This window comes from Streptomyces zinciresistens K42 (genome assembly GCF_000225525.1).
Taxonomy (GTDB): domain Bacteria; phylum Actinomycetota; class Actinomycetes; order Streptomycetales; family Streptomycetaceae; genus Streptomyces; species Streptomyces zinciresistens.
The window spans coordinates 225,968-250,763 of sequence record NZ_AGBF01000001.1 but is presented as its reverse complement, the minus strand read 5'-3'; the positions used below and the strand labels follow the sequence as shown (position 1 = coordinate 250,763).

27 protein-coding genes are annotated in these 24,796 nt (G+C 71.6%); all 27 read left to right on the top strand.

Going from position 1 to position 24,796, the window contains the following annotated elements; all coding sequences use genetic code 11:
- Window positions 1-8 precede the first annotated feature (8 nt).
- The 27 genes from SZN_RS01240 (at window position 9) to SZN_RS01115 (ending at window position 24,667) form a co-directional block, all read left to right on the top strand.
- A complete protein-coding gene (locus tag SZN_RS01240; RefSeq protein ID WP_007490758.1) occupies window positions 9-386 on the top strand; it encodes a hypothetical protein in 378 nt (125 codons plus the stop codon).
- A 293-nt stretch (window positions 387-679) separates the two neighbouring features.
- Window positions 680-1,651 carry a hypothetical protein gene (locus SZN_RS01235; protein ID WP_007490756.1) on the top strand — a complete coding sequence of 324 codons (972 nt, stop codon included), beginning with the start codon at window positions 680-682 and terminating at the stop codon, window positions 1,649-1,651.
- A 194-nt stretch (window positions 1,652-1,845) separates the two neighbouring features.
- Window positions 1,846-2,322 carry a hypothetical protein gene (locus tag SZN_RS01230; RefSeq protein WP_139063509.1) on the top strand — a complete coding sequence of 159 codons (477 nt, stop codon included), beginning with the start codon at window positions 1,846-1,848 and terminating at the stop codon, window positions 2,320-2,322.
- Window positions 2,323-2,520: 198 nt separating this feature from the next.
- Entirely contained in the window at window positions 2,521-3,141 is a 621-nt protein-coding gene (locus SZN_RS01225) for an NUDIX domain-containing protein (RefSeq protein ID WP_244313264.1), read from the top strand.
- Between the two features lie 192 nt (window positions 3,142-3,333).
- A complete protein-coding gene (locus tag SZN_RS01220; protein ID WP_007490752.1) occupies window positions 3,334-3,624 on the top strand; it encodes a hypothetical protein in 291 nt (96 codons plus the stop codon).
- Window positions 3,625-3,885: 261 nt separating this feature from the next.
- The gene (locus tag SZN_RS01215) at window positions 3,886-4,419 is read left to right on the top strand and encodes a helix-turn-helix domain-containing protein (protein ID WP_139063508.1); all 534 of its coding nucleotides are present in this window, start codon (window positions 3,886-3,888) and stop codon (window positions 4,417-4,419) included.
- A gap of 85 nt (window positions 4,420-4,504) precedes the next feature.
- Window positions 4,505-5,095, top strand: coding sequence for a hypothetical protein (locus tag SZN_RS01210; RefSeq protein ID WP_007490749.1), 591 nt, complete (start codon window positions 4,505-4,507; stop codon window positions 5,093-5,095).
- Window positions 5,089-6,087 (top strand): hypothetical protein, encoded by a 999-nt coding sequence (locus SZN_RS01205; protein WP_007490747.1) that lies wholly within the window; start codon window positions 5,089-5,091, stop codon window positions 6,085-6,087. Before SZN_RS01210 ends, SZN_RS01205 begins: the two co-directional genes overlap by 7 nt.
- A 28-nt stretch (window positions 6,088-6,115) precedes the next feature.
- Window positions 6,116-6,802 (top strand): SAF domain-containing protein, encoded by a 687-nt coding sequence (locus SZN_RS01200; RefSeq protein WP_007490745.1) that lies wholly within the window; start codon window positions 6,116-6,118, stop codon window positions 6,800-6,802.
- Between the two features lies 1 nt (window position 6,803).
- Window positions 6,804-7,670 (top strand): hypothetical protein, encoded by an 867-nt coding sequence (locus tag SZN_RS01195; RefSeq protein WP_007490743.1) that lies wholly within the window; start codon window positions 6,804-6,806, stop codon window positions 7,668-7,670.
- Window positions 7,654-9,216, top strand: a complete 1,563-nt coding sequence (locus SZN_RS01190; RefSeq protein WP_007490740.1) for a TadA family conjugal transfer-associated ATPase — start codon at window positions 7,654-7,656, stop codon at window positions 9,214-9,216. The genes SZN_RS01195 and SZN_RS01190 overlap by 17 nt, the downstream gene beginning before the upstream one ends.
- A 1-nt stretch (window position 9,217) precedes the next feature.
- Window positions 9,218-10,123, top strand: coding sequence for a type II secretion system F family protein (locus SZN_RS01185; RefSeq protein WP_050814974.1), 906 nt, complete (start codon window positions 9,218-9,220; stop codon window positions 10,121-10,123).
- Window positions 10,120-11,019: a type II secretion system F family protein gene (locus SZN_RS01180; RefSeq protein WP_007490736.1), complete on the top strand. Its 900-nt coding sequence runs from the start codon at window positions 10,120-10,122 to the stop codon at window positions 11,017-11,019. The genes SZN_RS01185 and SZN_RS01180 overlap by 4 nt, the downstream gene beginning before the upstream one ends.
- A 22-nt stretch (window positions 11,020-11,041) precedes the next feature.
- Window positions 11,042-11,272, top strand: a complete 231-nt coding sequence (locus SZN_RS01175; RefSeq protein WP_007490734.1) for a hypothetical protein — start codon at window positions 11,042-11,044, stop codon at window positions 11,270-11,272.
- A gap of 3 nt (window positions 11,273-11,275) precedes the next feature.
- The gene (locus tag SZN_RS01170) at window positions 11,276-11,683 is read left to right on the top strand and encodes a TadE family protein (RefSeq protein ID WP_279627005.1); all 408 of its coding nucleotides are present in this window, start codon (window positions 11,276-11,278) and stop codon (window positions 11,681-11,683) included.
- A complete protein-coding gene (locus tag SZN_RS01165; protein ID WP_244313263.1) occupies window positions 11,668-12,114 on the top strand; it encodes a TadE/TadG family type IV pilus assembly protein in 447 nt (148 codons plus the stop codon). The genes SZN_RS01170 and SZN_RS01165 overlap by 16 nt, the downstream gene beginning before the upstream one ends.
- 8 nt (window positions 12,115-12,122) lie before the next feature.
- Entirely contained in the window at window positions 12,123-12,566 is a 444-nt protein-coding gene (locus tag SZN_RS01160; protein ID WP_007490731.1) for a pilus assembly protein TadG-related protein, read from the top strand.
- 8 nt (window positions 12,567-12,574) lie between these two features.
- Window positions 12,575-16,303, top strand: a complete 3,729-nt coding sequence (locus SZN_RS43110; protein WP_007490730.1) for a LysM peptidoglycan-binding domain-containing protein — start codon at window positions 12,575-12,577, stop codon at window positions 16,301-16,303.
- Window positions 16,304-16,543: 240 nt separating this feature from the next.
- Entirely contained in the window at window positions 16,544-17,515 is a 972-nt protein-coding gene (locus SZN_RS01150; RefSeq protein ID WP_050814982.1) for a DNA polymerase Y family protein, read from the top strand.
- 97 nt (window positions 17,516-17,612) lie between these two features.
- Window positions 17,613-18,299, top strand: a complete 687-nt coding sequence (gene lexA / locus SZN_RS01145) for a transcriptional repressor LexA (RefSeq protein WP_007490728.1) — start codon at window positions 17,613-17,615, stop codon at window positions 18,297-18,299.
- A gap of 437 nt (window positions 18,300-18,736) precedes the next feature.
- Window positions 18,737-19,576, top strand: a complete 840-nt coding sequence (locus SZN_RS01140; protein WP_007490727.1) for a DUF6292 family protein — start codon at window positions 18,737-18,739, stop codon at window positions 19,574-19,576.
- 569 nt (window positions 19,577-20,145) lie between these two features.
- Window positions 20,146-20,364 (top strand): hypothetical protein, encoded by a 219-nt coding sequence (locus SZN_RS01135; RefSeq protein WP_007490726.1) that lies wholly within the window; start codon window positions 20,146-20,148, stop codon window positions 20,362-20,364.
- 184 nt (window positions 20,365-20,548) lie between these two features.
- Window positions 20,549-21,769: a competence protein CoiA family protein gene (locus SZN_RS39610; RefSeq protein WP_139063507.1), complete on the top strand. Its 1,221-nt coding sequence runs from the start codon at window positions 20,549-20,551 to the stop codon at window positions 21,767-21,769.
- Window positions 21,770-21,924: 155 nt separating this feature from the next.
- Window positions 21,925-23,262, top strand: coding sequence for a hypothetical protein (locus SZN_RS01125; RefSeq protein ID WP_007490722.1), 1,338 nt, complete (start codon window positions 21,925-21,927; stop codon window positions 23,260-23,262).
- Between the two features lie 103 nt (window positions 23,263-23,365).
- Window positions 23,366-23,710, top strand: a complete 345-nt coding sequence (locus tag SZN_RS40800) for a hypothetical protein (RefSeq protein WP_139063506.1) — start codon at window positions 23,366-23,368, stop codon at window positions 23,708-23,710.
- A gap of 144 nt (window positions 23,711-23,854) precedes the next feature.
- Window positions 23,855-24,295, top strand: coding sequence for a hypothetical protein (locus tag SZN_RS01120; protein WP_007490720.1), 441 nt, complete (start codon window positions 23,855-23,857; stop codon window positions 24,293-24,295).
- A gap of 105 nt (window positions 24,296-24,400) precedes the next feature.
- A complete protein-coding gene (locus tag SZN_RS01115) occupies window positions 24,401-24,667 on the top strand; it encodes a hypothetical protein (RefSeq protein ID WP_007490718.1) in 267 nt (88 codons plus the stop codon).
- Window positions 24,668-24,796: the final 129 nt, after the last annotated feature.

The window sequence follows — 24,796 nt, the reverse complement described above, 5'->3', positions numbered from 1 at the left end:
GATTACTCTTGCCCACGTCGATCGACACCGCCGTCCACTTTCACCCCCAGGGCACTCCCGGAGCCCTGTGCAACATCCACAACCGGCAGCTCCTCGCGGTCAACACGTGCCAGGTCGCCCGACTCCAGGGCTACGACGACACCATCAGCACCGAGGAGATCGACGAGTGCTTCCGGGTGGTGAAGGGCGAGCGGTACCGCTACAGGCCGCAGCCCGCCACCTACGAGGCGGTGCGGTCCGGCCTCAAGGCCCCGCTGACCGCGGCCGACCGCGCCGACGACATCAAGGACCGCGTCTTCACCGCGGTCGACCAGGGGCACCCGGTCCTCGTCTCGGATGAGGACGGGAACGAGTTCTACCTCATCGCCATCCCCGCCACTCCCTGACGGCTACGACCTCCTGCCCCCTCCGGCACGGGGAGGCTGCGCACCGGCGCAGCCTCCCCCGCAGCCGTTCCACGAACCGGACCATCTGCACCCCAGGAGCAGCACCATCTCCGGACAGCCCTCCGGCACCCCGCCTGGCCGCCCTCCCGTACCGTCCCGCCCTTCGTAGGCCTTATCCGGCCAAGATGAGCGCGTGGACCTGATGCAGGGCGGACAGCCTGTCGAGCGATCAGGTGCTTTGGCATGATCCCTATCGCAGCCTCAGCCTCGCCCACATCAACGGAGTTTTACCCATGAAGACCGCCCCTCTGGTCGGCGCCGCCTCGGTGCTCTTGGCCCTCGTCCTGACCGGATGCGGCCAGGACGACGCCCCGGCACCCGCTGCTCCTTCCGGGTCCCGGCAGCCGGCCACGGCCGGCTCGGCCGAACTGCCGGCCGGGATAGCTTCCTTCGGTGCCGCCCAGCCGCTCGAGAGCGGACCGTGGACGGCGACGGTCCGCTCGTTGCAGGAGATGACACCGCCCGCGAAGGACTCGGTGCCCTCCGGCTGGTCCGCGGCCCGCGTAAAGGTGGCGCTCACCAACACCGGGACGGATATCGCTCTGCTGCCCGAGACCTCGGTGACCGTCCGCGTCGGAGAACTCGGCCTCGAGACGAAGCCGTTCACCGGCCCTGGCGTTGCCGGCTTCCCCAAGCCGGACGTCGGCGCCAAGGTCAAGCCCGGAGCCACGTTTACCGCCGACGTCGGTGTAGCCGTTCCTCCGCACAGTGCAGGGCAGCGGGCCACCGTCACGCTCGAGGCGACGCAGGCCGGCCTGGCCCAGGCCGACGCGGTGTTCTTCGAAGGCAAGGTTCCGGGCGCCACCGCCCCCGCTTCGTCCCCTCCCGCGGCCACCGCGGCCGCAGGCGCGAGGCTCTCGCTCGGTCAGTGGTCCCCGGACGGCGTCCGGATCTCCCCGCTGCAGCTCGCCGCGGACGACAACGGACGCCGCGAGGCCTCCCTCGAGCTGTCGGTGCGCAACGACAGTGACGACCCCCGACCCGGGATGGGCGTCACCGTGCGGGTTCTGGTCGGCGCCGAGCTCACCACCGCGGACACGGCGTCGGCCGGCCTCGGCTACCACGACGCGCCCATCGCACCGCATCGCACCGCCACGAGCACCGTCGACGTCTCCGTTCCCTCCCGCGCGGTCCCGGGCCCCGTGACCGTCGACGCGGAACAGCGCGGCGGGGACCGCCTCATGTTCGAGGGGGCTCTCAAGTGATCGGATCCGCCCCGGCCACGGCACCCGGCCAACACCAAGCCGTCCAGAGAACCCGTCACGATGGGGGGACGGCTGGACAGAGCAAACGCATCCAGGCATCCGCACAGGTCACCGTCACCGTCGGCTCCGCCACGTGGGCGCAGGCGTCGGGCACGAAACCCTCCGAGGCCGCGGTCCGTACGGACGTCGTCGACGTGCTCCGGCAAGCCCTGCAGCAGGACGTCGTCCTGACGAAGGCGGGCGCCCGCATCGCCGTCAAGCCCGTCACCGTGCTCGACAGCGCACCAGAGATCACCAAATCGGTGAACGCCGCCGTCTTCGAGCAGATCCGCCTGTCCCCCTCCCCCGCCGACGGTCGCGCCGACGAGGCCTTGCAGCAGCAGTTGGCCGCCGGCAAGGCCACCGCGGTGCGCTGCGGCCGCGGCGGGCGCCTCGTGCAGGCCCTCGGCCGCGGTGGCTCCGTCGACTTTCCCCCCGCTCCCGCCATGTACGCCGACCGGCACGGGCGGCTGACACTACAGGCCCCCCGGCTCACCCAACTGCCCCCGGACGACGCGTGGTTCCACGCCCCCACCGAAGTTGTCGCTCTGCTGCTGTTCCCACAGCTCGCCGTCCTCCTCGACGGCGCCGACGCAGACGTGATGAGCGGGCTGCGCCGACTGGTGGCCTGAACCCGGCGGACAAGATCTCAGGCGCCTGCCCCGAGGGTGAGGTGGGCAGGCGCCTCCCGCCGAGGTTCACCCGTGTCCAGGTACTCGGCCAGCGGCCGCGCCCCGGCCGCCGCTCGCGGGAAAAGTTCCGCCAGCTGTGTCACACGCCGTCTGATCCCGACACCTCTATAGGCGTTGGAATCCCCGAAGGAGGCAAAAGTGACCACAGTGACCGGGCCCAGGTCCGCGCAGCCTGTCGACGTTCCGGCGCCCATACGACGGGTCCGGGAGGTCGCTGTCTTCCGTAACCGCTTCGGCACCCTGTTCAACGACGATGTGGTCGCACCGTCGGGCACCGCCGGCCAGTACCTGCGGTGGCAATGGAACCAGGACGGCGTCGTCGTTGTTCCGGTCAGCTCGGCTGGGTACGCCCTCGTGCCCTCCTATCGCTACCCCGTCCATGCCGCGTCTATCGAGTTCCCGCGGGGCGGCGTCGAGGGCGACGAGGAACTCGCTGCGGCCGCCGCTCGCGAGCTGCGCGAGGAGACAGGCCTGATCTGCGAGGCGCCGCGCCGGCTCGGCCTCATTCATGCCGACACCGGCATCATCGCCTCCTCGATCCATGTCTTCGTCGCGCCGGTGGACACCACGGAGACGCAGTCGGCCCGCCCGGAGGCCATGGAGTCCGTCAGCGAGCCCGTCTGGATCGCACCTGCGGAGCTGCCCCGCTGGCTGGCCGATGGCCGGATCACCTGCGGCGTGACGCTGGCGGCGCTCGCCCTGGTCCAGTCCCGGTACCCCACGCTGCCCGCAGGCCATCCCGAGGCCGTCGCCGCATAGGTGCCGTCCTGCCCGGGCGGATCATCCCGCCCACGCCCCCAGCCCCCCAGTAGGAGCGGGCACCCACTCACCGTCCAAGGGATTCCCATGAAGCCAGTTTCTGAGGTCGTTGTCTCCGCAGCACGTGGCAAGGCGGCACGTGTGCGCCGGCTGCTGTGGCGTGGGGCCGGCGCTGGAGGGGCACCCGCCGAGATGACCACGGCGCGCGCCATCGGGCGGGCCGTGCTCTTCACGCTGCTCGCCGTCAGCCTCGTCGGCACGCTGATGACGACGATCTACCTGCCGGCGCCATGGGGCCGCCTGCTGGTTCTGCCCGCCGCAGTCGGCGCCTTCTGCGCGGGTGTCGCCGCGTGCCTCTACGCGTTCCTCGCCTCGTTCGCCGTCGTCGACGCGGCACACCGGCGCGCCTCGGCGGCCGGTGCCGCGGTGAAGCGCAGCGCGTCACGCCGCGGGAAGGACCAGACATCGGCGGCTGCGAAGTGACGTCCGCGCAATGCTGCTTGCCTGCAAATACTCGAACAATCAAAGCGGACAAACCATCACAAAACGATCTTGACGGGCTTGGGGTTCGGTGTCAGATTCGGGTTGATCACCGCTCAGATTCACGGCGGAGCGGTGGTTGTCGAAGGCTGTGCTGTTGCGGGCGGAGGGGGTGTCAGATGCGCTCAATTGCGTCGATGTCGGCCGCGGCGATGGGGAGCGCGCGGACTCGCCGGACCGTGTTCGTGCGGGAAGGACGTGACGGTGGCCGGTCGCGGAGTGACCGACTTTGCTCCGGCCGCGCTGCTGAGCGAACGCACAGGCGTGAATCTGTCGCGGGAGGAGTTGGCCCGGTCCGCGTCACAGTACGAGCCGTGCCTGAGCGCTGCCCATGTCAGCCTGTACGAAGTCGGAGCGCGCGTGCCGCAGTTGAGCACGCTCGTTGCGTTGGCCAGGGCGCTCGGTGTGGAGATTCGGTCACTGCTGGTGCCGGTCGAGACCGAGGATCTGGCCCGGCTGAGAGTGGAGGGCGGCGTCCGGCAGCGCGACCTTGCGAGGTCGCTCGGTCTGCCGCAGGCCCGCTGGTCAAGGATCGAACGGGGCGTCCTCATACCGGAGCCGGCGCTCCTGCGCGAGCTGGCCGAGCTCCTCGGCAGACCCTTCGACGTGGTGGCCCGCTCGGCTCTCCACACCCGGCGCCGCGCCCTGAGGGCGCCTGCGCGGCCCAAGCGCTGCGGAACACGAGCGGCGAGAGAAATGACCATGCCGGGGCGCAGGTTGGCCGCGTACGCTCCTTAGTTCGCATGGGCCCCGCCGGCTGACCCGGGCCTCTCCGGGGGCCGGACGGTGTACTTCCACGACCACGATTGAGGGGGATATGTCAATGGCACTGTCCAAGGCCGACGTCACGAAGGCCGCGAAGATCCGCACGGCGGCCGCGTTGGGTCTGGGCGCCGCTGTGCTCCTGGCCGGCTGCGGCACCGACTCCGACTCCCCGGCCGCCAAGAAGACGTCCGCTGCACCCGTCACCAGCACGTCTCCTTCCGCTGATCCGGAGCAGCAGGCCCGGGAGCAGGTGCTGGCGGCCTACCGCGGCATGTGGGCCGAACAGGTCAAGATCTACGCCAGCGGGTCGTTCAAGGGCTCGCAGCTGGAGAAGTACGCCGCCGACAAGGCCTTGGCGAAGGTGCGCGCCGCGGCCTTCTACTACCAGAACAACGACCTGGTGGTGAAGGGCGAGCCGAAGCTGAAGGACGACCCGAAGGTCACGCTCAGCCTCGGCGGCTCGTCGAAGAGCGCGGTGATCGTCGACTGCGTCGACAGCACGAACTTCGTGCCCGAGAACCGCAAGACGGGCAAGAAGTCCGAGCTCGACAGCACCAGCCGGCGCAAGGTGCAGACGTCCAAGGCCCAGTACGGCAGCGGCAGGTGGATGATCACCGACTCCACGATCGACAAGGGGTCGACATGCTGAACCTGCGCGGCCGCGGGGTGCTCCTCGCGGCCGCCGCCGCGGCCGTCCCCCTCCACCTCGGCCTGTTCGCCGCTCCGGCCTTCGCTGAGGACGGGGACAAGCCCAGCGGCGGCGTCACGTGCCCCGAGCTCGTCCCCGACTGCGACATCAACGCGGGCGGGGGCGGCGGCCAGGACAAGCCGGACAAGCCGAAACCGGGCGGCAAGCCGAGCGGGGGCGGCGGCGGGTCCGCCAAGTGCTACATCGAGTGGGACGACATCGGTGAAGTGCCCTGCTACGACGAGGACATGGGCTGGTTCAACCCGGTCGGTCAGTGCTACTGGGAGATCCTCGAGCCACAGCCGGCGAAGGACGCTGCCGACTGGGAATGGGGTACCGCGGCACCCGACAGCGACGCCGAGCGCGCCAAGGGCAAGGTCTACAACGTGACCTGCCCCGGCGCGGGTCGGGAGCTCATGGGTGGCAGCACCTGGTCCCTGAACCCGCCGCCCGGGTTCGGAGGCGGTCCCACGGCCGAGGAACTGGCCCAGGAAGCGATCAAGAAGATGCGCCTGCTGGGCGCCGACATCCGCACCGCGCCGGGGGCCGGCAAGACCGGCCTGGTCGGCATGCCCGTGTGGATCTGGAACAACAAGACGCTGCGCACCTGGGGGCCCATCACCGACAGCGCCTCCGCGCCCGGCATCACCGTCACCGCGACCGCGACCGTGAAGAAGATCGAATACGTGATGGGGGACGGCGGCACCGAGGTATGCACCACCGCAGGCACACCATACGAGAAGCGGTTCGGCGGACGGCCCAGCCCCGACTGCGGCTACCTCTACACCAAGACATCCGCTTCTCAGCCGGACAACGCCTTCACCGTCAAGGCGACCACGACCTGGGTCGTCCACTGGGTGGGCGGTGGCCAGGAAGGCGACATCACCACGACGCGGGAGGCCGAGCCCGCCCAGATCACCATCGGCGAGGCCCAGGCCGTCGCCAAGCCCTGATGCTCCCGCACCGCGAAGGAAGCCGTTCATGAGCACCACCGCCAAGCCGTCAGCACCCGACACTGCGCCCCCGGCGCCGGCTCCGCAGTCGCTGGTGCGCCAGCCCGTCGTTCGCCGGCGCCGTTCCAGCTGGATCGCGCTCGGCGTGGCCGTGATCTGCATATCCGGTGCCGCCGGCGGCTGGCTGTACACGGAGACCAGCCACCGCGAGCCGGTCGTCGCCGTCGCCCGGGACGTGCCCATGGGCGCCGAGCTGAAGGCCGAAGACCTCGTCGAAGCACAGATCGCCACCGATCCGGCGCTCACCCCTGTTCCGGCCCGCGACCTGAACAAGCTGATCGGCAAGCGCACCACGGTGGGCCTGGCCCGCGGCAGCCTGCTGACCCGCTCGTCGGTGACGGACGAACCCCTCGTCAAGGCCGGGGAGCAGCTGGTCGGTGTCTCGCTCACCCCCTCGCGGCTTCTGGCGACCCGGCTGAGCCCGGGCCAGAAGGTCAAGGTGATCCATACGCCGAAGGACTCGGCGACCGGAGCAACCGATGAGGACAAGGAGACCGGGCAGTCGATGCAGGCCACGGTGATCGAGGTGGGCCGCCCGGACAACTCCGGCGCCCGTGTGGTCGACCTCGCCGTCACCCAGCTCGACGGCACCCGGCTGGCCATCTGGGCCGCGGCCGGAGAGGTCACCTTGTCGATCGTCCCGGCGGAGGGCTGAGATGGCCGTCATCGCGTTCTGCGGCGCCAGCGGTGGTCCCGGCACCACCACAACCGCCCTCACCGCTCTGCTGACTTGGCCGCTGCCGGGCGGACGGCGGGTCGTGCTGGCCGAATGCGACCCGGACGGCGGGTCGGTGGCGGCCGGCTACCTCGAGTCCCGCGTCTTCGGCGACCACGGCCTGCACCACCTGCAGATCGCTGACCGCCGCGGCCACCTGGAGGAGGTGTTCTGGCAGCAGCTGCTGAACCTGTCCGAGCCGGAGGCGGAGGCCAACCGGCTGCTGCTGCCCGGACTGGCCAGCCCGGCCCAGGCCGCGGGCCTGCACCAGACCTGGCCCCGCCTTGCCCAGCTGTTCCGCGACCTGGAGCAGCGCGAGAGCGGCTACGACATCCTCGTCGACCTCGGCCGCTCCGGCGCCGCGGGCGCCGCCAGCGCCCTGGCCCGCAGCGCCGACCTCACCGCCATCGTGGTCCGCACCACGCTGCGCGCCGTCCACGCGGCCAAGCCCAGGGTCGAGGCCCTGCGCGCGGCGCTGCAGTTGCACGGACGCGACAGCAGCCGCATCGGCCTCGTCGTGATCGGCGAAGGCCCCTACCGGGCACGCGATGTCGCCGAGCAGCTCCAGTTGCCGATCTTCGCGGAGCTGCCGTTCGACGAGAAGGCCGCCCGTGTCCTGACCCACGGCGGCGACGGCGGCCGCGGTTTCGCCGGCGCGCCGCTGATGCGCAAGGGCGCGGAGATGGCCCGCACTCTCCAGGCCCTGGCCGTGCAGGAACACCTGCGGCTGCACGCCCCGGCCGAACTGCGCCCGTCCACCGTCCTGCGCCGCCTGACGAAGGGAGCCGCTCATGACACAGCGCGGTAGGCCGCTGTTCCCGGGGGCCACCTCCCCCGGGCCGAGCCAGTTTGCGTCCGTCTCGCCTTCCGGCACACCGGCCGATGTTCCCGTCGCAGCGGACGGCGGAACGGCCGCGCCGGCCGAGCGCACCCCGGCGGCGCTGCCCGGCGCGCCCACGGCCGCCGGCCGCGCGGCGCTGTGGGACTGGGCCACGGTGCGGTCCCTGCGGGACGAGCTCAGCGCGCGAATCGCGCCGGAGTACCAGACGTACAAGGAGTCGGCCGGCACGGAGATGTCGGCCGAGGAGGCCGAGCAGCGCGGCTGGGAGATCATCCAGGACCTCGTGGCGCGCTGGGCCGCCGACTTCTCCGCGGCCCGGCAGATCTCGCCGACGTCCGCGGACGAGACGAGCCTGGCCCAGGCCGTCTTCGACCTGCAGTTCGCCCACGGCCGGCTCCAGCCCTACCTGGACGACGACGCGGTGGAGAACATCCTGATCAACGGCTGCGACGACGTGTGGGTGGACTACGCGAACCAGCCCAACCGCAAGGTCGCTCCGATCGCCGAGTCCGACGAGGAGCTCGTCGAGCTGCTGCAGATGCTCGCCCGGCGCCACGGAGCCGGTGAGCGCAGCCTGTCCAAGGCCTCCCCCACGCTGGCCCTGCGCCTGTCGGACACCTCGCGTCTGCAGGCGCTGACCGAGGTCACGCCGCGGCCCTACGTCGTCATCCGCAAGCAGCGGGTGCGCGACGCCAGCCTGGAGAAGCTGGTGGAACTCGGCACCATCGACGCGAGCCTGATGCACTTCCTCAAGGCCGCGATGGCCGCCCGCAAGAACATCATGATCAGCGGGACGCAGGGCGTCGGCAAGACGACCATGCTCATCGCGCTCGCCCGCGAGATCGACCCCCAGGAGCGGGTCGGCACCCTGGAGACCGAGTACGAGCTGTTCCTGCACGAGATCGGCCACCTTCAGCAGGTCGTGCCGATGGAGGCCCGCGAGGGCAACGGGGAACGGGTCGACGGGCGGGACGCCGGTGAGATCGAGCTGGCCGACCTGATCGCGCCGTCGCTGCGCATGATGCTGCGCCGCATGATCGTCGGGGAGGTCCGCTCGAGGGAGATCGTGCCCATGCTGCAGGCCATGAGCGCCGGCGAGGGCGGCTCGATGTGCACCATCCACGTCAAGCGGGCCGACGCGGTCTTCGCCCGGATCGCCCAGCTGTGCATCCAACACGGCGGCGGCATGACGCAGGAACTCGCCTACCTCACCGCCGCCATGGCACTGGACTTCGTCGTGCACATCCACATGGACGACCGCACCGAGCACGGCGGCACGAAGGAACGTTTCGTCCACCAGGTGCTGGAAGTCACCGGCGAGTTCAGCGAACTGACCGGGGCTCCGTCCTTCAACCGGATCTACAGCCCCGGCCCCGACGGGCGCGCGGTGCCCACCGGCATCCAGCCCGCCTGCCTCGACGACCTGCTCCAGGCGGGATTCCACCCGGAGTGGCTGTCCACGTACCAGAACATCGGGGCCTGGACGGCCCGCCCGAACGGCAAGGTGGCCTGAGATGGGGATGCTGATTGCCGGATTCGCCGCCGCCGGTGCGGTGGCCGGCCTGCTGCTGATCGTCGCCGGGGTGCGCGGCACCCGCGCCCCGGCTGCCGCCCGCCCGGTGAAGGTCCGCACCGCCCGTCCGCCCCGTGCCCGCCGCGTCCTGCGCCTGCAGCTCGCCGGCGCCGCCGGTGGAGCCATGCTCACCTGGACGGTCACCGGCTGGCTGCCCTCGGCGCTGCTCACGGCTCTGGCGGTGTTCTTCCTGCCGTGGCTGCTGAACCCCAACCGGACCGCGACCGAGCAGATCGAGCGCCTCGAAGCGCTCGCCCAGTGGACCCAGCGCCTGTCCGACCTGGTCATGACCGGGACCGGCATCGAGGACGCGATCGCCACCTCGGTACGCACCGCGCCCAAGGCGATCGAGCGGGAGGTCGCCGACCTTGCCGTGCGGCTGCACTCGCGCATGGAGCCGCGCGAGGCCCTGACCGCGTTCGCCCGGGCCCTGGGCGACCCGCGGGCCGACCTGGTCGCCGCGGCCCTGCTGCTGCGCATCCGCGACCGCGGCCCGGGCCTGGCCGATGTCCTGTCCGACATGGCGGCCCGGACCAAGGACATCGTCCGCCGCCGCCGTGACACCGAGGCCCACCGGGCCAAGCACCGCACCACGGTCCGCTGGATCTGCGCCATCACCGTCGTGGTCGTCATCGCCTCCTCCTTCAACAAGGAGCAGGTCGCCCCCTACGGAACCCCCCTGGGGATGATCGTCATGCTGCTGCTGGTCGCCGCCGTCATCGCCCTGTTCTGGTGGATGAACCGGCTCGGAGCCACGGTCACCCTGCCGGGCTTCATGGGCAGCGCCGTCCCCGCCACACCCACGGCCGCGGCTGCGCCGGCCGTGCAGCCGGAGGGAGCCAAGTGACCCCGCTCGCCCTGTCATTGCTCATCGGTGCCGGTATGGGCGCCGGCCTGTTCCTGCTCGTGCGCGAGCTCTTCCCGTCCGGGCCCGCTCTCGGCCCCGCCCTGGAACGCCTGCACGGCACCCCGGCCCCCCGCTCCCGCAAGAGCGACCAGGACGAGGCGCCCTTCCTCACCCGCACGGGCGAGGCGGTGGCCGAGCGCGTACGCCACTGGCCCGGCATCACCATCCCGGTCAAGAACCTGAACCTGGTGGGCGAATCAGTCGGTGAACTGTTCGGCGCGAAGCTGCTCCACTTCACCGTGGGCCTGCTGCTGCCGTCCCTGTTCACCCTGATCGTCGCGATGGCCGGCATCCAGTTCCCCATCGCCCTGTCCGGCCTGGTCGGGCTGCTGACCGGCGCGGCGATGTGGTTCCTGCCCGACCGGCAGCTCGCCCGGCGCGCCGCGCGCGCCCGCGCCGAGGCCACCCAGGCGATCATGGCGTACGCCGAACTCGCCGCGATGGAACGGATCTCCAGCGCCGGTGCGCAGGACACCCTGGAGCGGCCCGCGGAGGTCGGCAGCGGCTGGGTTTTCCAGCGCATCCAGGCCGCCTTGCTGCGCGCGCGCCTCGACCGTGCACCCGCCTGGGAGGCGATGCGTCAGATCGCCGACGAGCTCGACCTGCCGGCCGCCGACGACATCGCCGACATCGTCTCCAGCGCCGGCACCGATGGCGCCGCCATCTACGCCACCCTGCGCAGCCGTGCCGAGAGCCTGGCTGCCGAGCAAGCCGCCGACGACCAGGCGCGCGCCAACGCCGCATCCGAGAGTCTCGTAGTGCCCGTCAGCTTGCTGTCCATGGTGCTGCTGGTGTTCTTCGGATTCCCGGCCTTCGCCCGCATCTTCGCCATCTGATCCACGCAAGGAAGGCAGCATCATGACCGGAAACCTGAACCTGCGGATAGCAGTCCACGCCCACGCCGCCGTGCTCCACCTCGCCGAGCGACTCGGCCGGCACCTGGACGAGCTGCGCGAGGAAGACGACCGCGGCAACAACGACGTCTCGATGATCATGTGGATCGTCGCCGTGGTCGTCTTCGCCGGCGCCGCCATCGCCGCGTTCAAGATCCTCGGCCAGGGCAAGCTCGACGGCATGACGGGTCTGTGACCTGTGATCCGGTGCCCCAGATGGCTCCGCCGCCAGGCGAGACGGCTGCGTCAGGACGACGGTGACGCATCGCTGGAGATGCTCATCTGCTTTCCCGCGGTCCTGATGCTGCTGTTCCTCGTGGTGGACGCCTGCAACATCTACTACGCCAAGACCGCAGCGACCACCGCCGCCCGCGAGGCGGTGGCCGGCGCCCGCGGCTACGGCAGCACCCCCGGCGAGGGCGTCAGGCGGGCCGACGCGGTCTTCGACCGCGTCGGAGACACCCTCCTCACCCCCAGCGTGAGCGCGCGCAGCAGCGCCGACCGCATCGAATTCACCGTGACCGGCAAGGCCCAGTCCGTGCTCGGTCTGAACATCACCGTGACCGAGCACGCGGCGGGCCCGGTGGAGAGGTGGTCCAACCCGTGATGGCGCCGTGGCGCCGGGACCTGGCCGACGACTCGGGCCGTATCGCGCTCGAGTTCGTTCTCTGGGTCCCGGCCGTGCTTGTGTTCTTCGCCCTGGCCATGACCGCCGGGCGCATCATCACCGCGGACAACGCGGTCGACGCCGCGGCCGCCGACGCCGCCCGCGAGGCCTCCCTCGCACGCACCGCCGGCCAGGCCCACCCACGCGCCGTGGCCGCGGCCCAGGCGGCGTTCGCCGAACGCAAGCTCCACTGCTCGAGCACGTCCGTGACCGTGGACACCTCCGGCTTCTCCGCCCCGCTCGGCGCGTACGGAGCGGTCACCGCACGCGTGCGGTGCACCGTCCAACTCGCCGACCTCGGCAGCGGATTCGGCTCCAAGACCGTCGAGTCGTCCTTCACCTCCGTGATCGACAGGTACCGCCAGCGATGAGACTCCCGATGCGCCTTCACCCGCTCCGCGCCCGGCTGCGCGCCGATGACGGCTCCCTGTCGCTGTGGTGGATCCTCATGGTGATCCCCCTGCTGATCATGCTCGGGATCACCTACGACCTGGGCGGCAAACTGCGCGACATCGAGCACGCCGACGCGCTCGCCGCCGAAGCCGCCCGGGCCGGCGCGCAGGCCATCGACGAGAGCCAGGCCGTTCCCGGCGACGCCGTCGTCCTCGACCCGGGCAAGGCCGCAGCCGAGGCCCGCCGCTACCTGTCCGCCGCCGGCGTGGACGGCACCGTCACCGTCGCCGGCAACGGCACCACCATCACCGTCGACGTCACCACCCAACGCCCCACCGTTTTCCTGCAGATCCTCGGCCAGCCCTCGCTGGACGTCGAAGGCCACGCCTCGGCCGAGCTGCTCCACGGCGTCGGCGCCCCTGAGGAGTGAGACCTGCCATGACACCCCGCCGCTCCGGCAGCCTCGCCGCGAACCTCGCGCGCGGCCTGGCCAGCCTCCTGGCCCTGCTCGCCCTGCTGGCCGGGCTGCCCGCCCTGCTGTGGTTCCTCACCGGCGTGCTGCTCCCGCACGGGGTCTCCCTGGACGAGATCACCGCCCTGATGACGTCCCGCAACCTCGGTGCGCCGTTCTTCGCCGTGGTGATGGCCGGCGGGTGGGCCGGCTGGGCCGTCTTCGCCGTGTGCACCCTGCTGGAGATCCCCGCGCAGCTGCGCGGCCGGCCGAGCCTGTCCATGCCGACACTGGGCGTTCAGCGGCTGGCCGCCACCCTGGTCGGCGGCGTCCTGCTCCTGCTGCCGGCCCAGGCCGCCATGGCCGCCCCGTCCCACGCCCCTGCACACGCTCCGTCGGTGACCGCCACAGCGCCGCAGAGCGCGCCCGCCAGCGCCCAGCAGTCCGCCGCGTCCGCGTCCGCGTCGAGCTACACCGTCCAGCCCCGCGACAGCCTTACGAAGATCGCGCTGCAGGAACTCGGTGACGCCAACCGCTGGACGGAGATCGCACAGGCCAACGACGGGCGCACCATGGTTGACGGCACGACCTTCTCCGCCCGCGGTGTCCTGCAGCCGGGCTGGAAGCTGCTCATGCCCAAGGACTGGAAGCACACGCAGCCCCAGGACGCGCAGCACACCGAGGACGCCGGGCACCGCGAGCACACCGTACGTTCCGGCGAGACCCTCTCCCAGATCGCCGAGGACGAACTCGGCGACGCCGCGGACTACATGGACATCGCCCAACTCAACCAGGGCAAGAAGCAGGTCGACGGCCGCACCTTCACCGACCCGGACGACATCCACCCCGGATGGCAGCTGGCCCTGCCCCACACCGGCTCCCCCGCCCCGGACAAGCCCGCCGAGGAACACGAAGACGGCGACCACGACTCCCCCGCCGAGCAGGACGACAGCGCGAAGGACCCGTCCGACACGGCCCCGCCCGAGCAGCCCGCCGCCCCCGACCGCGACGCGGCCGGCTCCGACACCAACCGGGACACCATGCCCTCCACCCCCGCCCCCGAGCAGACCGCGCCCGAGCAGGCCTCGCCGGCTCCCGCCGACGACCACACCCCGGACGCCGAGCCCGCGGGCGAGGAGGCCGGACCGAGCGTCGCCGTCACGGCAGCCGCCGTCACCAGCCTGTTCGCCGCCACCGTCCTGGCCGTGCTCGGCGCACGCCGCGCCCACCAGCAGCGCCGCCGGCGCCACAAGCGGCGTATCCCCATGCCCGAAGCGAACACCCCCAGCGCCGAACTTGAGCAGGAGATGCGCGCCAACTCCTCCGCCGACGGCCTCGACCTCCTCCACCAGGCCCTGCGCACCCTGGCCGCCAACTGCGCCCGCAGCGGGCGGCCCCTGCCCGAGATCGAGGCCGCCCGCCTCGATGCGCGCGGCCTCGAACTGCACCTGTCCGCGCCCGCCCCGGCGATCGCTCCCTTCACCGAGAGCGAGTCCGACCCCGCCGTGTGGTGGTGCCCTGCCCGCGGCACCTCCCTGCTCGGCCCCGACGAGGGCCGCGACATCACCGCCCCCTACCCGGCCCTGGTCAGCATCGGCGAAACCCCCGCCGGCGACCCCGTCCTGGTCAACCTCGAAACCATCGGCCTGCTCCAACTCCACGGCAGCACCGACGACGTGACCTCGGTCATGCTCGGGATGGCGGTCGAACTCGCCTCCTCCGCGCTCACCGACGACACGGCCCTGCTGCTGTCCGGGCTCGGGGCCGAACTCGAGGCCGTCTTCCCCGCCCGCATCCAGCACCACGCTCAGCTCGCCGCCGCGCTGGACGAACTGCGCGCACACGACGCCCTCCAGCGAGGCGCCCTGGACGCCGCCGGCGCGGACAGCCTGCTGGACGCCCGCCTGTCCGCCGACGGCGGCGACACCTGGATCCCCCGGGTCCTCATGTGCCCGACCGCCCCCAGCGGGCAACACGCCGAGACCCTGTCCGACCTGCTCTCCTCACGCCCCCGCACCGCCCTGGCGGTGATCACCTCCGCCGAGGAAGCCCTCCAGCTGCCCGGCGCCTGGCTGGTTCCCGCCGCCCCCGGCGCCGCAGTCCAGCTGCCCGGCCTCGACCTGACCGTCACCCTGCAGCGCCTGGAGCCCCACGCCTACGGCCCCCTCCTGGATCTGCTGGGGACGGCCAACCGCACCGACGACGTCCCTGCCCCGGCATGGACCAAGGCCGCCGAGGACAGCACCGCCGCGACCGGGGCGGCCGGCGAGATGCAGGCCGCCGGCCGGCCGTCCCGCGAGGTGCCGGTCCACGTCTCCTCCACCACCGCAGGCGACTTCGCCACAGCACTGCCCGACTTCAGCGCCCTCGCCCCGGCCGCAGAAGCGCCGGCCGCACCCGGCGAGGCGGAGACGGCAGGCGATGGAGGCCTGTCGCCCGAGGCCTCCGGCGACAGCGCCCTCGCACCGGATGCGGCCACGTACCCGGAAGAGGAATCGGCGTACGACGACTTCGAGCCCAAGTGGGAACCCCCCGCCCCCGAGGACCGTGGGGAAGACGAGGGCTCCGAGGACATCTGGCGGACGGACGAGGACAGCGCCCTGAATCCCGCCGTCAGCAGCGCTGCTGTCCCTACGTCGGAGGACCTGAACGAGCAGGTGACGCCCTCTGCCCCGGACAGCGAAGCCCCTCTCGACTTCGACGAGGTGATCGCGGAAGTCCTCGACGAGCAGACCACCGCCTCCAGCACGGACATGGCGGACGAGCTAGACGAGACCAGCGACGGCGCGGCCCGCCCTGAAGGCGCGCCGGCCGACGAGGCACACCAGCAGCACCCGTCCCCCGAAGCTGCAGCCGTGCAGGCGCCCAGGCCGCCCCTGGCCCGGGTCACCGCCGTCACCTCCCACATCCTCGCGGCGCTGAACACCCCGCCTGACCCGCCGGCAGCACCACAGATCCGGGTCCTGGGCACGGTCGACGTGGTCGGTGCGCTGGGTCGTGTCGAGTCCTACCGCCGTAACAGCCTCACCGAGATCGCGGCGTGGCTCGTGCTGCACCCCGGACGCAACCGCCACGAACTCGACGAGGCCATCTGGCCCGGCCAGCGGGTGAACGCCAAGACCCGCAACACCTCCATCAGCAAGCTGCGGACCTGGCTCGGGCGTGACCCGCGCCTGCCCGCCGACGCCCCCGACAGCACCTACCTGCTGCCGGTGACCGACGGGGTCTACAGCTTCAACGCCGACGTCACCGCCGACTGGCACCAGTTCCAGGACTTGTACGCCAAGGGCATGCACCACCACGGCGAGGACGCCGACACCGCACTCGCCCATGCCCTGGCCCTCGTACGGGGCCGGCCGTTCTCCGGCATAGACCAGAGCCGCTACGCCTGGGCCGAGCACAACATCCAGGAAATGATCTCCGCCAGCGTCGACGTCGCCCACGAGCTGGCAATGCGCCGCATGTCCGCCCGTGACTTCCGCGCCGCGGCCAGCGCAGTCTCCATCGGACTGACCTGCGACATCCAGGCCGAACTTCTCTACCGCGACCTGTTCCAGATCTACAGCGAGACCGGCGACCGGGCCGGCCTCGAGCGCACCGCCCATCAGCTCAACCGGATCTCGACCGAAACCGGGCTCGACAGCTCGCCCGAGACCGTGGCCCTGCTCAATGCGCTGCTGGCAGCGAACTCAGTGGTGGGGACCGCGATCGCGTAACCGCCCGCCGCGCCGCAGGAGGCATGGGCCCGCCGGCCGGAGCGGGGCGGGTGGGGCGAGGTACGTCGCAGTCTCTACACCACGACCCGACGGGCGAAGCGGAGCAGCACGCAACGGGACGATTCGTCCGGTGGTGAGATCCTCACACAGTCATTCGGTCATGTGTTCGATATCCTTGAGGAGAGAGGAGGCGACGACGTGACGATCGACCAGGCACCTGCGCGGCGGGTCCCCACCGTGATGCACGTGCGCTGCCCGGACCGTCTCCCGGAGGAGCTGTACCGCCTCGTCCTCGAGCAGCTGGCCGAGCTGTCCCCCGTCGTGCAGGCTCTGCCGCCCACCGCGGCCCTCGCCGAGCTGAAGGGCGCCCTGCGCTACCACGGCGTCGGCGCGGACGTGGACCGACTGGGCCAGATGCTGCGTGTGCGAACGCTGACCCGCTGTGGCGCCGACCTTCGCATCGGCATCGGTCCTACGATCAGCGTGGCCGCGACCGCATCTGCTCAGGTCCCCGAGCCTGGAGGGGTGCTGGTCGTGGCCCCCGACCGGGCTGCGGAGTGGCTCGCCGGGCTGCCGGTGGAAGCCCTGCACGGCGTCGGCCCCCGGCAGGCGGGCGTGCTCCACCACTACGGCATCCACACCGCAGGTCTGCTCGCTGCCGTCCCCGCCCAGACCGTCCAGCGGCTGCTCGGCGGGCGCGCCGGCCGCCTGGCCCGCGACCGGGCGCGCGGCGCCGACCCCCGTCCGGTCGTCCCGCGCTCCCTGCCCGCCTCCGTGAGCGTCAGCTGCTCTTTTGCCCGGCACGCGCTGGACGGCCCCGACGTGCGCTCCGCCCTGCTCCGCCTGGTCGTGCAGCTCGGACGGACGCTGCGTCGCCGCAGGCAATCACCCCAGGCGCTGACGCTGACACTGTCCTTCGCCGGGACCGGCCGCTGGAGCAAGACCCACCGCCTGCCCGAGCCCTCCGCGCACGAGGACGATCTGCGCGCTGCCGCCTACCGGCTCATGGACGCCGCAGGTCTGCAGCGAGGACGCCTGACCGCACTGTCCCTTCGGGCAGAGGAGCTGTGCAACGCCGGCACCGTGGCCCGGCAGATCACGCTGGACCACGCCCGCGAGGCGCGTCTGGTGGCCGAAGCCGCCGTCGACCGGGTCCGTGACAAGTTCGGCGCCGGCGTCATCGGCCCCGCCGCCTACCGAGCCGCCTCCTGACCAGCGCCGGAGAGCGTTCATCGAATTGGTGTTCCCTTTGCTGTGGTTTCGGGGTTACGGTCCACGTCAAGCAAGATCCCGCCAGGGGGGAAGCACCATGCACGTCACCGAATCAGCGGGCCGGGCCGGACGCCCGCCCGGAATCGTCACCGGCCCCGACGGACTCACGACCCGACAGGCGGACATCGTCACCTTCATCGAGCGCACCGTCGCCCGCCAGGGGTATCCCCCGTCAATGCGCGAGATCGGCGCGGCGGTCCACCTCAAGAGCACCTCATCCGTCGCGCACCAGCTCATGGCTCTGGAGCGCAAGGGCATCCTCTACCGCGACCCCCACCGCCCCCGCGCCTACCGCGTCCGGCCCCACCGTGACACCGGCTTCGACCAGGCGCCCACCGGCACCACCCCCGAGACGGCCGACGTCCCCTTGGTCGGCCAGATCGCCGCAGGCGCACCGATCCTCGCGGAAGAGTCTGTCGAGGACGTACTGTCCCTGCCCCGCCGCCTTGTCGGCGAGGGCCAGCTGTTTGCACTGAAAGTGCGGGGCGACAGCATGATCGACGCCGCGATCTGCGACGGCGACATCGTCACAGTCCGCCGCCAGGACTCCGCCGACCACGGCGACATCGTCGCCGCGCTCCTGGACGGTGAGGCCACGGTCAAACGCCTACGCCGCGAGGGCGGCCACGTCTGGCTGGTGCCGCACAACCCGGCCTACGCACCGTTGCCGGCAGACGATGCCGCCATCCTCGGCAAAGTCGTCGCCGTGCTGCGCAGCCTCTGACCGGGGCCGCCCGGGCGGCGGCGGGTGGACCTGCGGGAGCGATGGTGGGGCGGCTTGATGCCTCGTGCGCGTACCTGGCCGGACAGCCGGCACCCGGGTATGGGCGGGCCGATCCGCTGCCCGGCCCGGTGGTTGAAGAAGGCGACGGATTCACGCGCGAAGCCACTGCGGGCCTCTCCACACACCGCACACCGCACACCGCACACCGCACATACGGCGTACCGGCGGATCGCCGGCTCGGGGTCGGTGTCAGTGGTGCCCGCTACCGTTGATGATCCAACGGCTAGCCGCGTACTGCCGTCCGCCGTCGTCACCGGCGCCCCACGCCGCACGGTGACTTTGCCGGTCAAGGTCTCCCGGGGCCCGCGCTGATCTCTGCCTGGTGTGAGTACCGAGCGCCGACGGCAGCGTGGGGCCGTCGCGCCGAGGAGTACGTCATGCCGAAGAAGCAGTCCACCGCCGCCAAGAAGGCCCGCCGTACGACCCGCCAGGGCGCGAAGTACACATCGGCTCTGCGCCAGCACCACACCCCGCGCACCGCGACCGCCCGGCTGACCCCGGGCGAGCGGGGCGCCCTGGAGATGTCGCTCGACGGCCACGTCCGCACCGCGTACAACACGGACAGCCTGCGCAACAGCCTGTCCTGGACGGGCTGGGACGTCGCGGCCGGCCAGGACTTGCAGGACCTCTTTCCCGACGGCGGTCAGCTGCAGCTCACCCGCAGCGAGCGGGGCATGCTCGAGGACCAGGCCACGGAGCTGTGGGGCACGGTTCCCTTCCACCAGACCGCCGATGCCTACGCCCTGGCCGTCGTCGCCGCCATCCGGGGTCGCGGCGGCCGGATCGCCGACTGGGACGTGCACGTCGATGAGGACCGCCGCATCTACATCACCCTGGGCGAGGGCGACGAGGACCGCGAACCGGGCGAGGACCGGCCGCTGCGCTGGGTGGTGGGGTGGATGGACACGAGCGGCTGGTTCACCTTTCTCGAAGCAGCACCGGACGAATCTCTCGGCAGCTGCCTGAGTGATCTGGCCTGCCCGGTCATGGCACTGCCGGAGGACGTCGCCGCCGAGGTCGCGCACCTGTGGGGAGGAGCACCCGTGGGTGAGCCGCTGCCGGGTCTGGAAGAGCCCGGCCGGAACTGGCGCCCGCCCCACGGCTATGTGCAGGACCCGCCGGTGACCGGAGACGCAACGGATGTGGTCTTGGACCTGGAGCGGTCGCTGTCCGTCTACCTCCACCACCCCGCAGCCACCGGCACCCAAGGGGCGTAGCCGTGCGGTCAGCCCTGACCCGGCGCGTTCCGGCCATCGAGAGCAGGATGCCGACCGCCGAGCCCGAGGCGTTCGGGACCCGTGACGCACGCGCACGGCCGGCATTCATCCTGGATGTCCTGGGATCCCGCCCGCGACGCTGCTGAACAGCGCGGAGCGGGCAGGCTCCGGACGGCAGGAGAGCAGCACGGACTTGAATCGGCCGAACCGATCAACCCTCAGAGAAAATGCGCCAATCCGACTGAAATACCCTCCTACGCGTCTTGTGATCATTAAGCTGGAATGAACGAGCCCCGGCCGTCGCGTCCCCCCGTGCATGACGGCCGGGGCCGTTTCGTGTCGGCCTTACCACCGCCCTCTCGCAGGCGGGCCGACGGAACGGTGAGCAGCAGACCCGCGCTCCCGTGCCGGGGCCGAAGTCGCTGGTCGAGGACGGTCCCGGCAGCGCCGGACCTGGTGACACTGACGAACTACCCTGACAGGACGATCTCCCAGGGCCCGGCTTTCGCGTCGCCAGCCTTTGCAGGCCGCCGTGCCCGGGCCCTTGCCGTCCCTCCGAAGGAATCGACGTGGAACAGTCGCCTGCCGTTGCCAACACGCTCGTCGTGCAAGACGAGATGTGGGAGCTGGTCAAGAACCTCGAGCACGCCGCTGCAGTCTCCGGGCCGGCCTGCCACGGGCTGAAGACAGCGGACCTGCTGGACACACTCTTCCGCCCGCGCCGCGGCCTCGGCACTCGCCCGATCCACATCCCCTTTTCAGCGCAACGCGCCAGCGATCCGGCCTAGTCCGGCCGGTCCGACCGCGGCGCCGAGCCTGGAGGCCATCGGCGGCGCTGCGACTGGCACGAGCCCGCCGGGCGGGACGCCACGGCAGTTCATCTCCCGCCCTGTGGCGCCGGGGATGTGGTGGCGCCCGCCGGGCGGACAGCACTCTGGCGCGCGCCGGCCCACGCCGTACATGATCAGCCGCATGGGTAGGAGTGCCTGGGATACCGAGAGAAGAACCACCGTATGGGTCGACGACGGCGTCGAGGGCCTGCCGCCCGGCATGGCCGGCGGACGCTATCGGTGCCGCGCCTGCGGCGAGCGACTGATCCTCAAGGGGGCGCGCCCGAGCGCGAAGGTCCAGCCGCACTTCGCACACCGCAGCAACGACGGCTGCAGCAGACCGGAGCAGGAGGCGCTCCTGGACGCCGCCGACGAAGTCGTCATCCAGCTGCGGGAGCAGATACGCGCGCTTCCCGGTGTCACGCACTGCGTCACCGCCTCCCCAGGAGAGGACCCTGAGCACCCATCCGGCCTGCCGCCGGCCGTCCTGGCCCAGTGCGGGACCACGACGGTGGTGATCGAGGCGCCGTCGGCGCTGCCGGGCCCGGAGGCGATCCGGCGCAGGATCCGCGCGGTGCGGGATGAGCACGCGGGGGCCGCGCATGTGTGGTTCCTCAAACGCGACCTCGCCCAGTTCCAGCAGCTTGCCCCGCACCCCGTGTGGCTGCGGGGGCAGAAGGCACTGCACGAGCAGGTGGCGCCCAACGAGCGGCAGAAGGCCATCAACGAGGCCGGCGGCCACGTGTACTGGCTCGACGGGAAGGCGGTCCTCGTCCCCTACGGCATCCGCCGATTCCAGCACCCGGTACAGCCAGGCCAGGACTGGACGAACTGGAAGTGGCGGTCGGACCCGCGCGACGACTGGCGGATCAGCAAGCCGCGCCCGGCCCCCGACGCCGACACCTGGGGCCTGGTGCCGGTCGCGTTCGTCTCGCTCACTCGCACCCGGGGCGCGTTCCGGCCCGCCGACGCCTACCAGGTGATGGGCGACCTCTACGCCGCCCAGGAGCGCCGGATAACCTGGCGCAACGAGCACGCGCGTGAGGTCTACGCCGCGCGCGCCACGCCGCCCGCAGAACCGGAAGCGGAAGTCGAGCCACAGCAGCCCGTCGCAGCCTCGGACGGGGAGGCCGCCGAACTGCGCACGCCCCCAGAGCCCGAGCCGGAGCCCGAGTCCCTGCCGGCGACGGGGGCGGCGGAACACCCGGCCGGCGCGACGCCGCCCGCGGGGACCGGGACGTCAGCGGGCATCGTGCCGCCTCCGCGGCCAGCCGGTCCTCCGCCGCCCGTGCCGGCTCCGTCGGCACCCGTGCCCGCGCCCCGACTGTGGCAACGGCTGGTCCGGCTCGCCCGGCGCCGGTGAGCACTGGGACGACGGCCCGTTCTGGCGGGCTGACGGCTACCGGGGGTGCCCGGCCGTTCGGGTCCGGCCCGCAGTGCGACCAGCACGAACAGACCTGACCCGGGCGGATGCCGTTGGGTACTGTCGGCCCAGGCAGCCAGGGAGGGCAGGCGGAGATGACACACGCCCGGTGGGGGACGGCGATCGCATCACTGCGCGCCCAGGATGAAGCCGTACGCGAGGCACGCCGCCGCGTCGAGGAGTTCATGGACGCCCTCGCGGACGACGCCACGGACCTCGACGAGCACCGGGATCGGCTGACCACGGCGAAGGCCGTGTGGCAGGTGTGCGAGGCGGACTACCTCCGCTGTGCCACCGCCCTGCTGCGCGCCCATCTGTCCCGGGACCGGCCGCCGCTGCGCAGACCGGTTGCGGTGGTGTGGCCGCGTCCGTGGCGACACATGTGGAGGCAACACGCGCACGATCGCAGCGGCGGTGTGTGGCGGGCAATCCCCCGAGCATCGCTGCTCGCCCAGGCCGAGGCCGCCGGCCACGACGAGGTCCTCGTGGACGTCATCGAAGCGATCAGGGATCTGCAGGCAAGTCACCACGGTCACCGCACCAGCCCCCGGTTGTACGAGCGTTACATCCCCGACCGCTCGTCTCGCTCGTCCCTCGGGTTCTCCGACGGCCGAACGGCACGCACATTGCCGGGGTTTCCCGATCCGGGCCACTGGGTCAACCAGACCTTCGCCCGCGGTGACGGCTGGCGCATCCAGCCGGGCCGCGAGGGCGCCCTGCGCACCCTGGAGGACAGCGAGCGTGCCGTGCACGAGCGGGTGGAGGCGTTCGGCTCCGCGGTGCTGCGGCTGTTGGAGCACCATCACGGGCCCGCGGCCCCGGGGCGGGCTGCCCGTCTCCGGGGGGCGGCCCGCTGGATCAGCCGGGAGCAGCAGGCGGTGCCCCGGCTGACGCCGTGGCCGCAGAAGCTGACCGCCGTCCAGGGGTTCACCCTCGCTGTACTCGGGTGGCTGGTACTCGTGATCGCCGCGATCCCGTGGACGGTCGGCATGAAAGCCCGGGTGCTCACCGACCACCCCAAGCCGATACTGCTCGGCGCTGTTGCCCTGGCGGGGCTCGGCGCCTATGGCATTCACCGGGCTGGGCCGCGTCTGATGCGGCAGTCCGGCCGGACGATCGCGTTGACGGGTGCTGCCGCGGGGGTGGCGGCCTACCTGGTGATGCAGGTGCAGGGGCCGGTCGCGGGCCACTTTTTCGCGGGCCCGTTCGAGCGCTACGAGCGTGAGTTCAGCGACGGCTGCCTGGCCGCCAGTCCCTACCGCGACGACGCGATCCAGTCCGAGGTCGCGGGCGGGACCCTGGTGATCCGCCCGATCAGCGGGGATACGACGCTGCGGCTCGGTCCGGCCGAGGACGGCGGGACACACCCGTTGCGGCCGCAGGACCGCGGCACCCGCGAGGTCCTGGAACGGTACGGCTGCCAACTGCCCTGAATCGGGGCGCCGATGAAAGAATGGCCTTTGCGCCGACGGAACAGTCCGCACTTCCCTCTAACCGCCTTCATCCCACGCCGGGCCATTTGTCCACGGAGAGCATGTGAGCGACAACACCGGTTCTGAGTTCTTCCCGGACCTCACACCCTCGCCGGACACGAGTGCACCCGCGTGCGGCTACATCGAGGCCGAGCCGGGCACCAGCGGCACTGAACCGTGCGGACAGAACCCTGCATGGCACATCGCCTGGAAGCTCGCGTCGCCAACCGGCGGGGCGCAATGCGCGTTCGTTTGCGACGGCCACATGCGCGCCGTAAGCGATTCATACGTCTACGCCGATCGGCACAAGGTCGGGCCGAACTGTGGAATGCCGGGAACCGTATGGTGGAGGAGCTGGATGGGTAAGGCCGAGTGCGTCGTAGCGGCCGATGAGGCCGGTGCCCAGTAAGAAGTGCCGGGCGCAGCGGCACTCCTTTGCCATCGTCTCCTGGCAGTTCCACGGCTCAGTCTGAGAGCCTGCCTGGCCACCGGCCCCGGACGAAGGCGGCCGGACCGAGCCCGCGGGCCCTCCTCACCGAAGGGACGTCACATCGTGGTGGACTATGACCAGTTCGTCGTCGACGACGGGCGGCATGAGCCGCAGATCGTCATCGACGGGGACGCCTCCGCGGCTGCCGGCGAGGCCCAGCACCGGGCACTGTGCTCGTGCGGCCGTCTGCCTCCCCACCGCCCAGGTACACCGCAGCAGGCGTGGGCGGCGTATGCCGCTCACGCCCGGCGCTGCCTCGGGCCCGCGTCGCAGCCTGCGTCCCGGGTATCGCTCGGCATGCGGGTCACCCTGCTGTTCCTGGGCTGCATGGTGCTGTGGGGTGCCGGATGGATCGGCGCCGTCTCGGTCGCGAGCACCCTGGACCTTGCCGGTGCGGCGGACCTGGCGGTGCGTGCGGCCGGGCTGCTGGTCGGCTTCGCATCTGCCGGCCTGCTCATGGTCGCGATGCGCCGGTTCATTGCGCCGATGCGTGCCGATGGCTGAACCAAGGACGGCCCAGAGGTAGTTGGTGCTGCCCGGCGCAGCAGCGGCCGGACCGCGCACAAGCGTGCCGGAATACCGTGGTGGGATCTGCCCAGGAGGGACGGGATGACGGACCCAGTGCTGTACGGCGTCGCTGTACAGGAGGACGAGTTCGCCGACGAGCACGTTATCGCCTCTTCCTACGACCACGAGGAGGTGCTCAACGCGCTGCGCGAGGCGCCGTTCTCCCGCCAGTACCTGGTCGAGCACACGGCCGACGGATGGGTTGAGGCGCAGCCGACGCCCATGATCGCGGTACCCGAGACCGGCCGTGAATCACCCGCTCCAGCACAGGAGTCCGGCACTCGACGGCGGCGCGCTCGCGAGACGTGAACCGGCCGACGGACCAAGGCTCCCTGCGCTGGCGAAGACCGTGTCCCACCACGGGCGGGGAGGTCAGCGCCTCGGGTCGGTTCCCGGCGCCCGTCCCGGTGGGGATGGCTTGCTGCGGCAGGAATGATC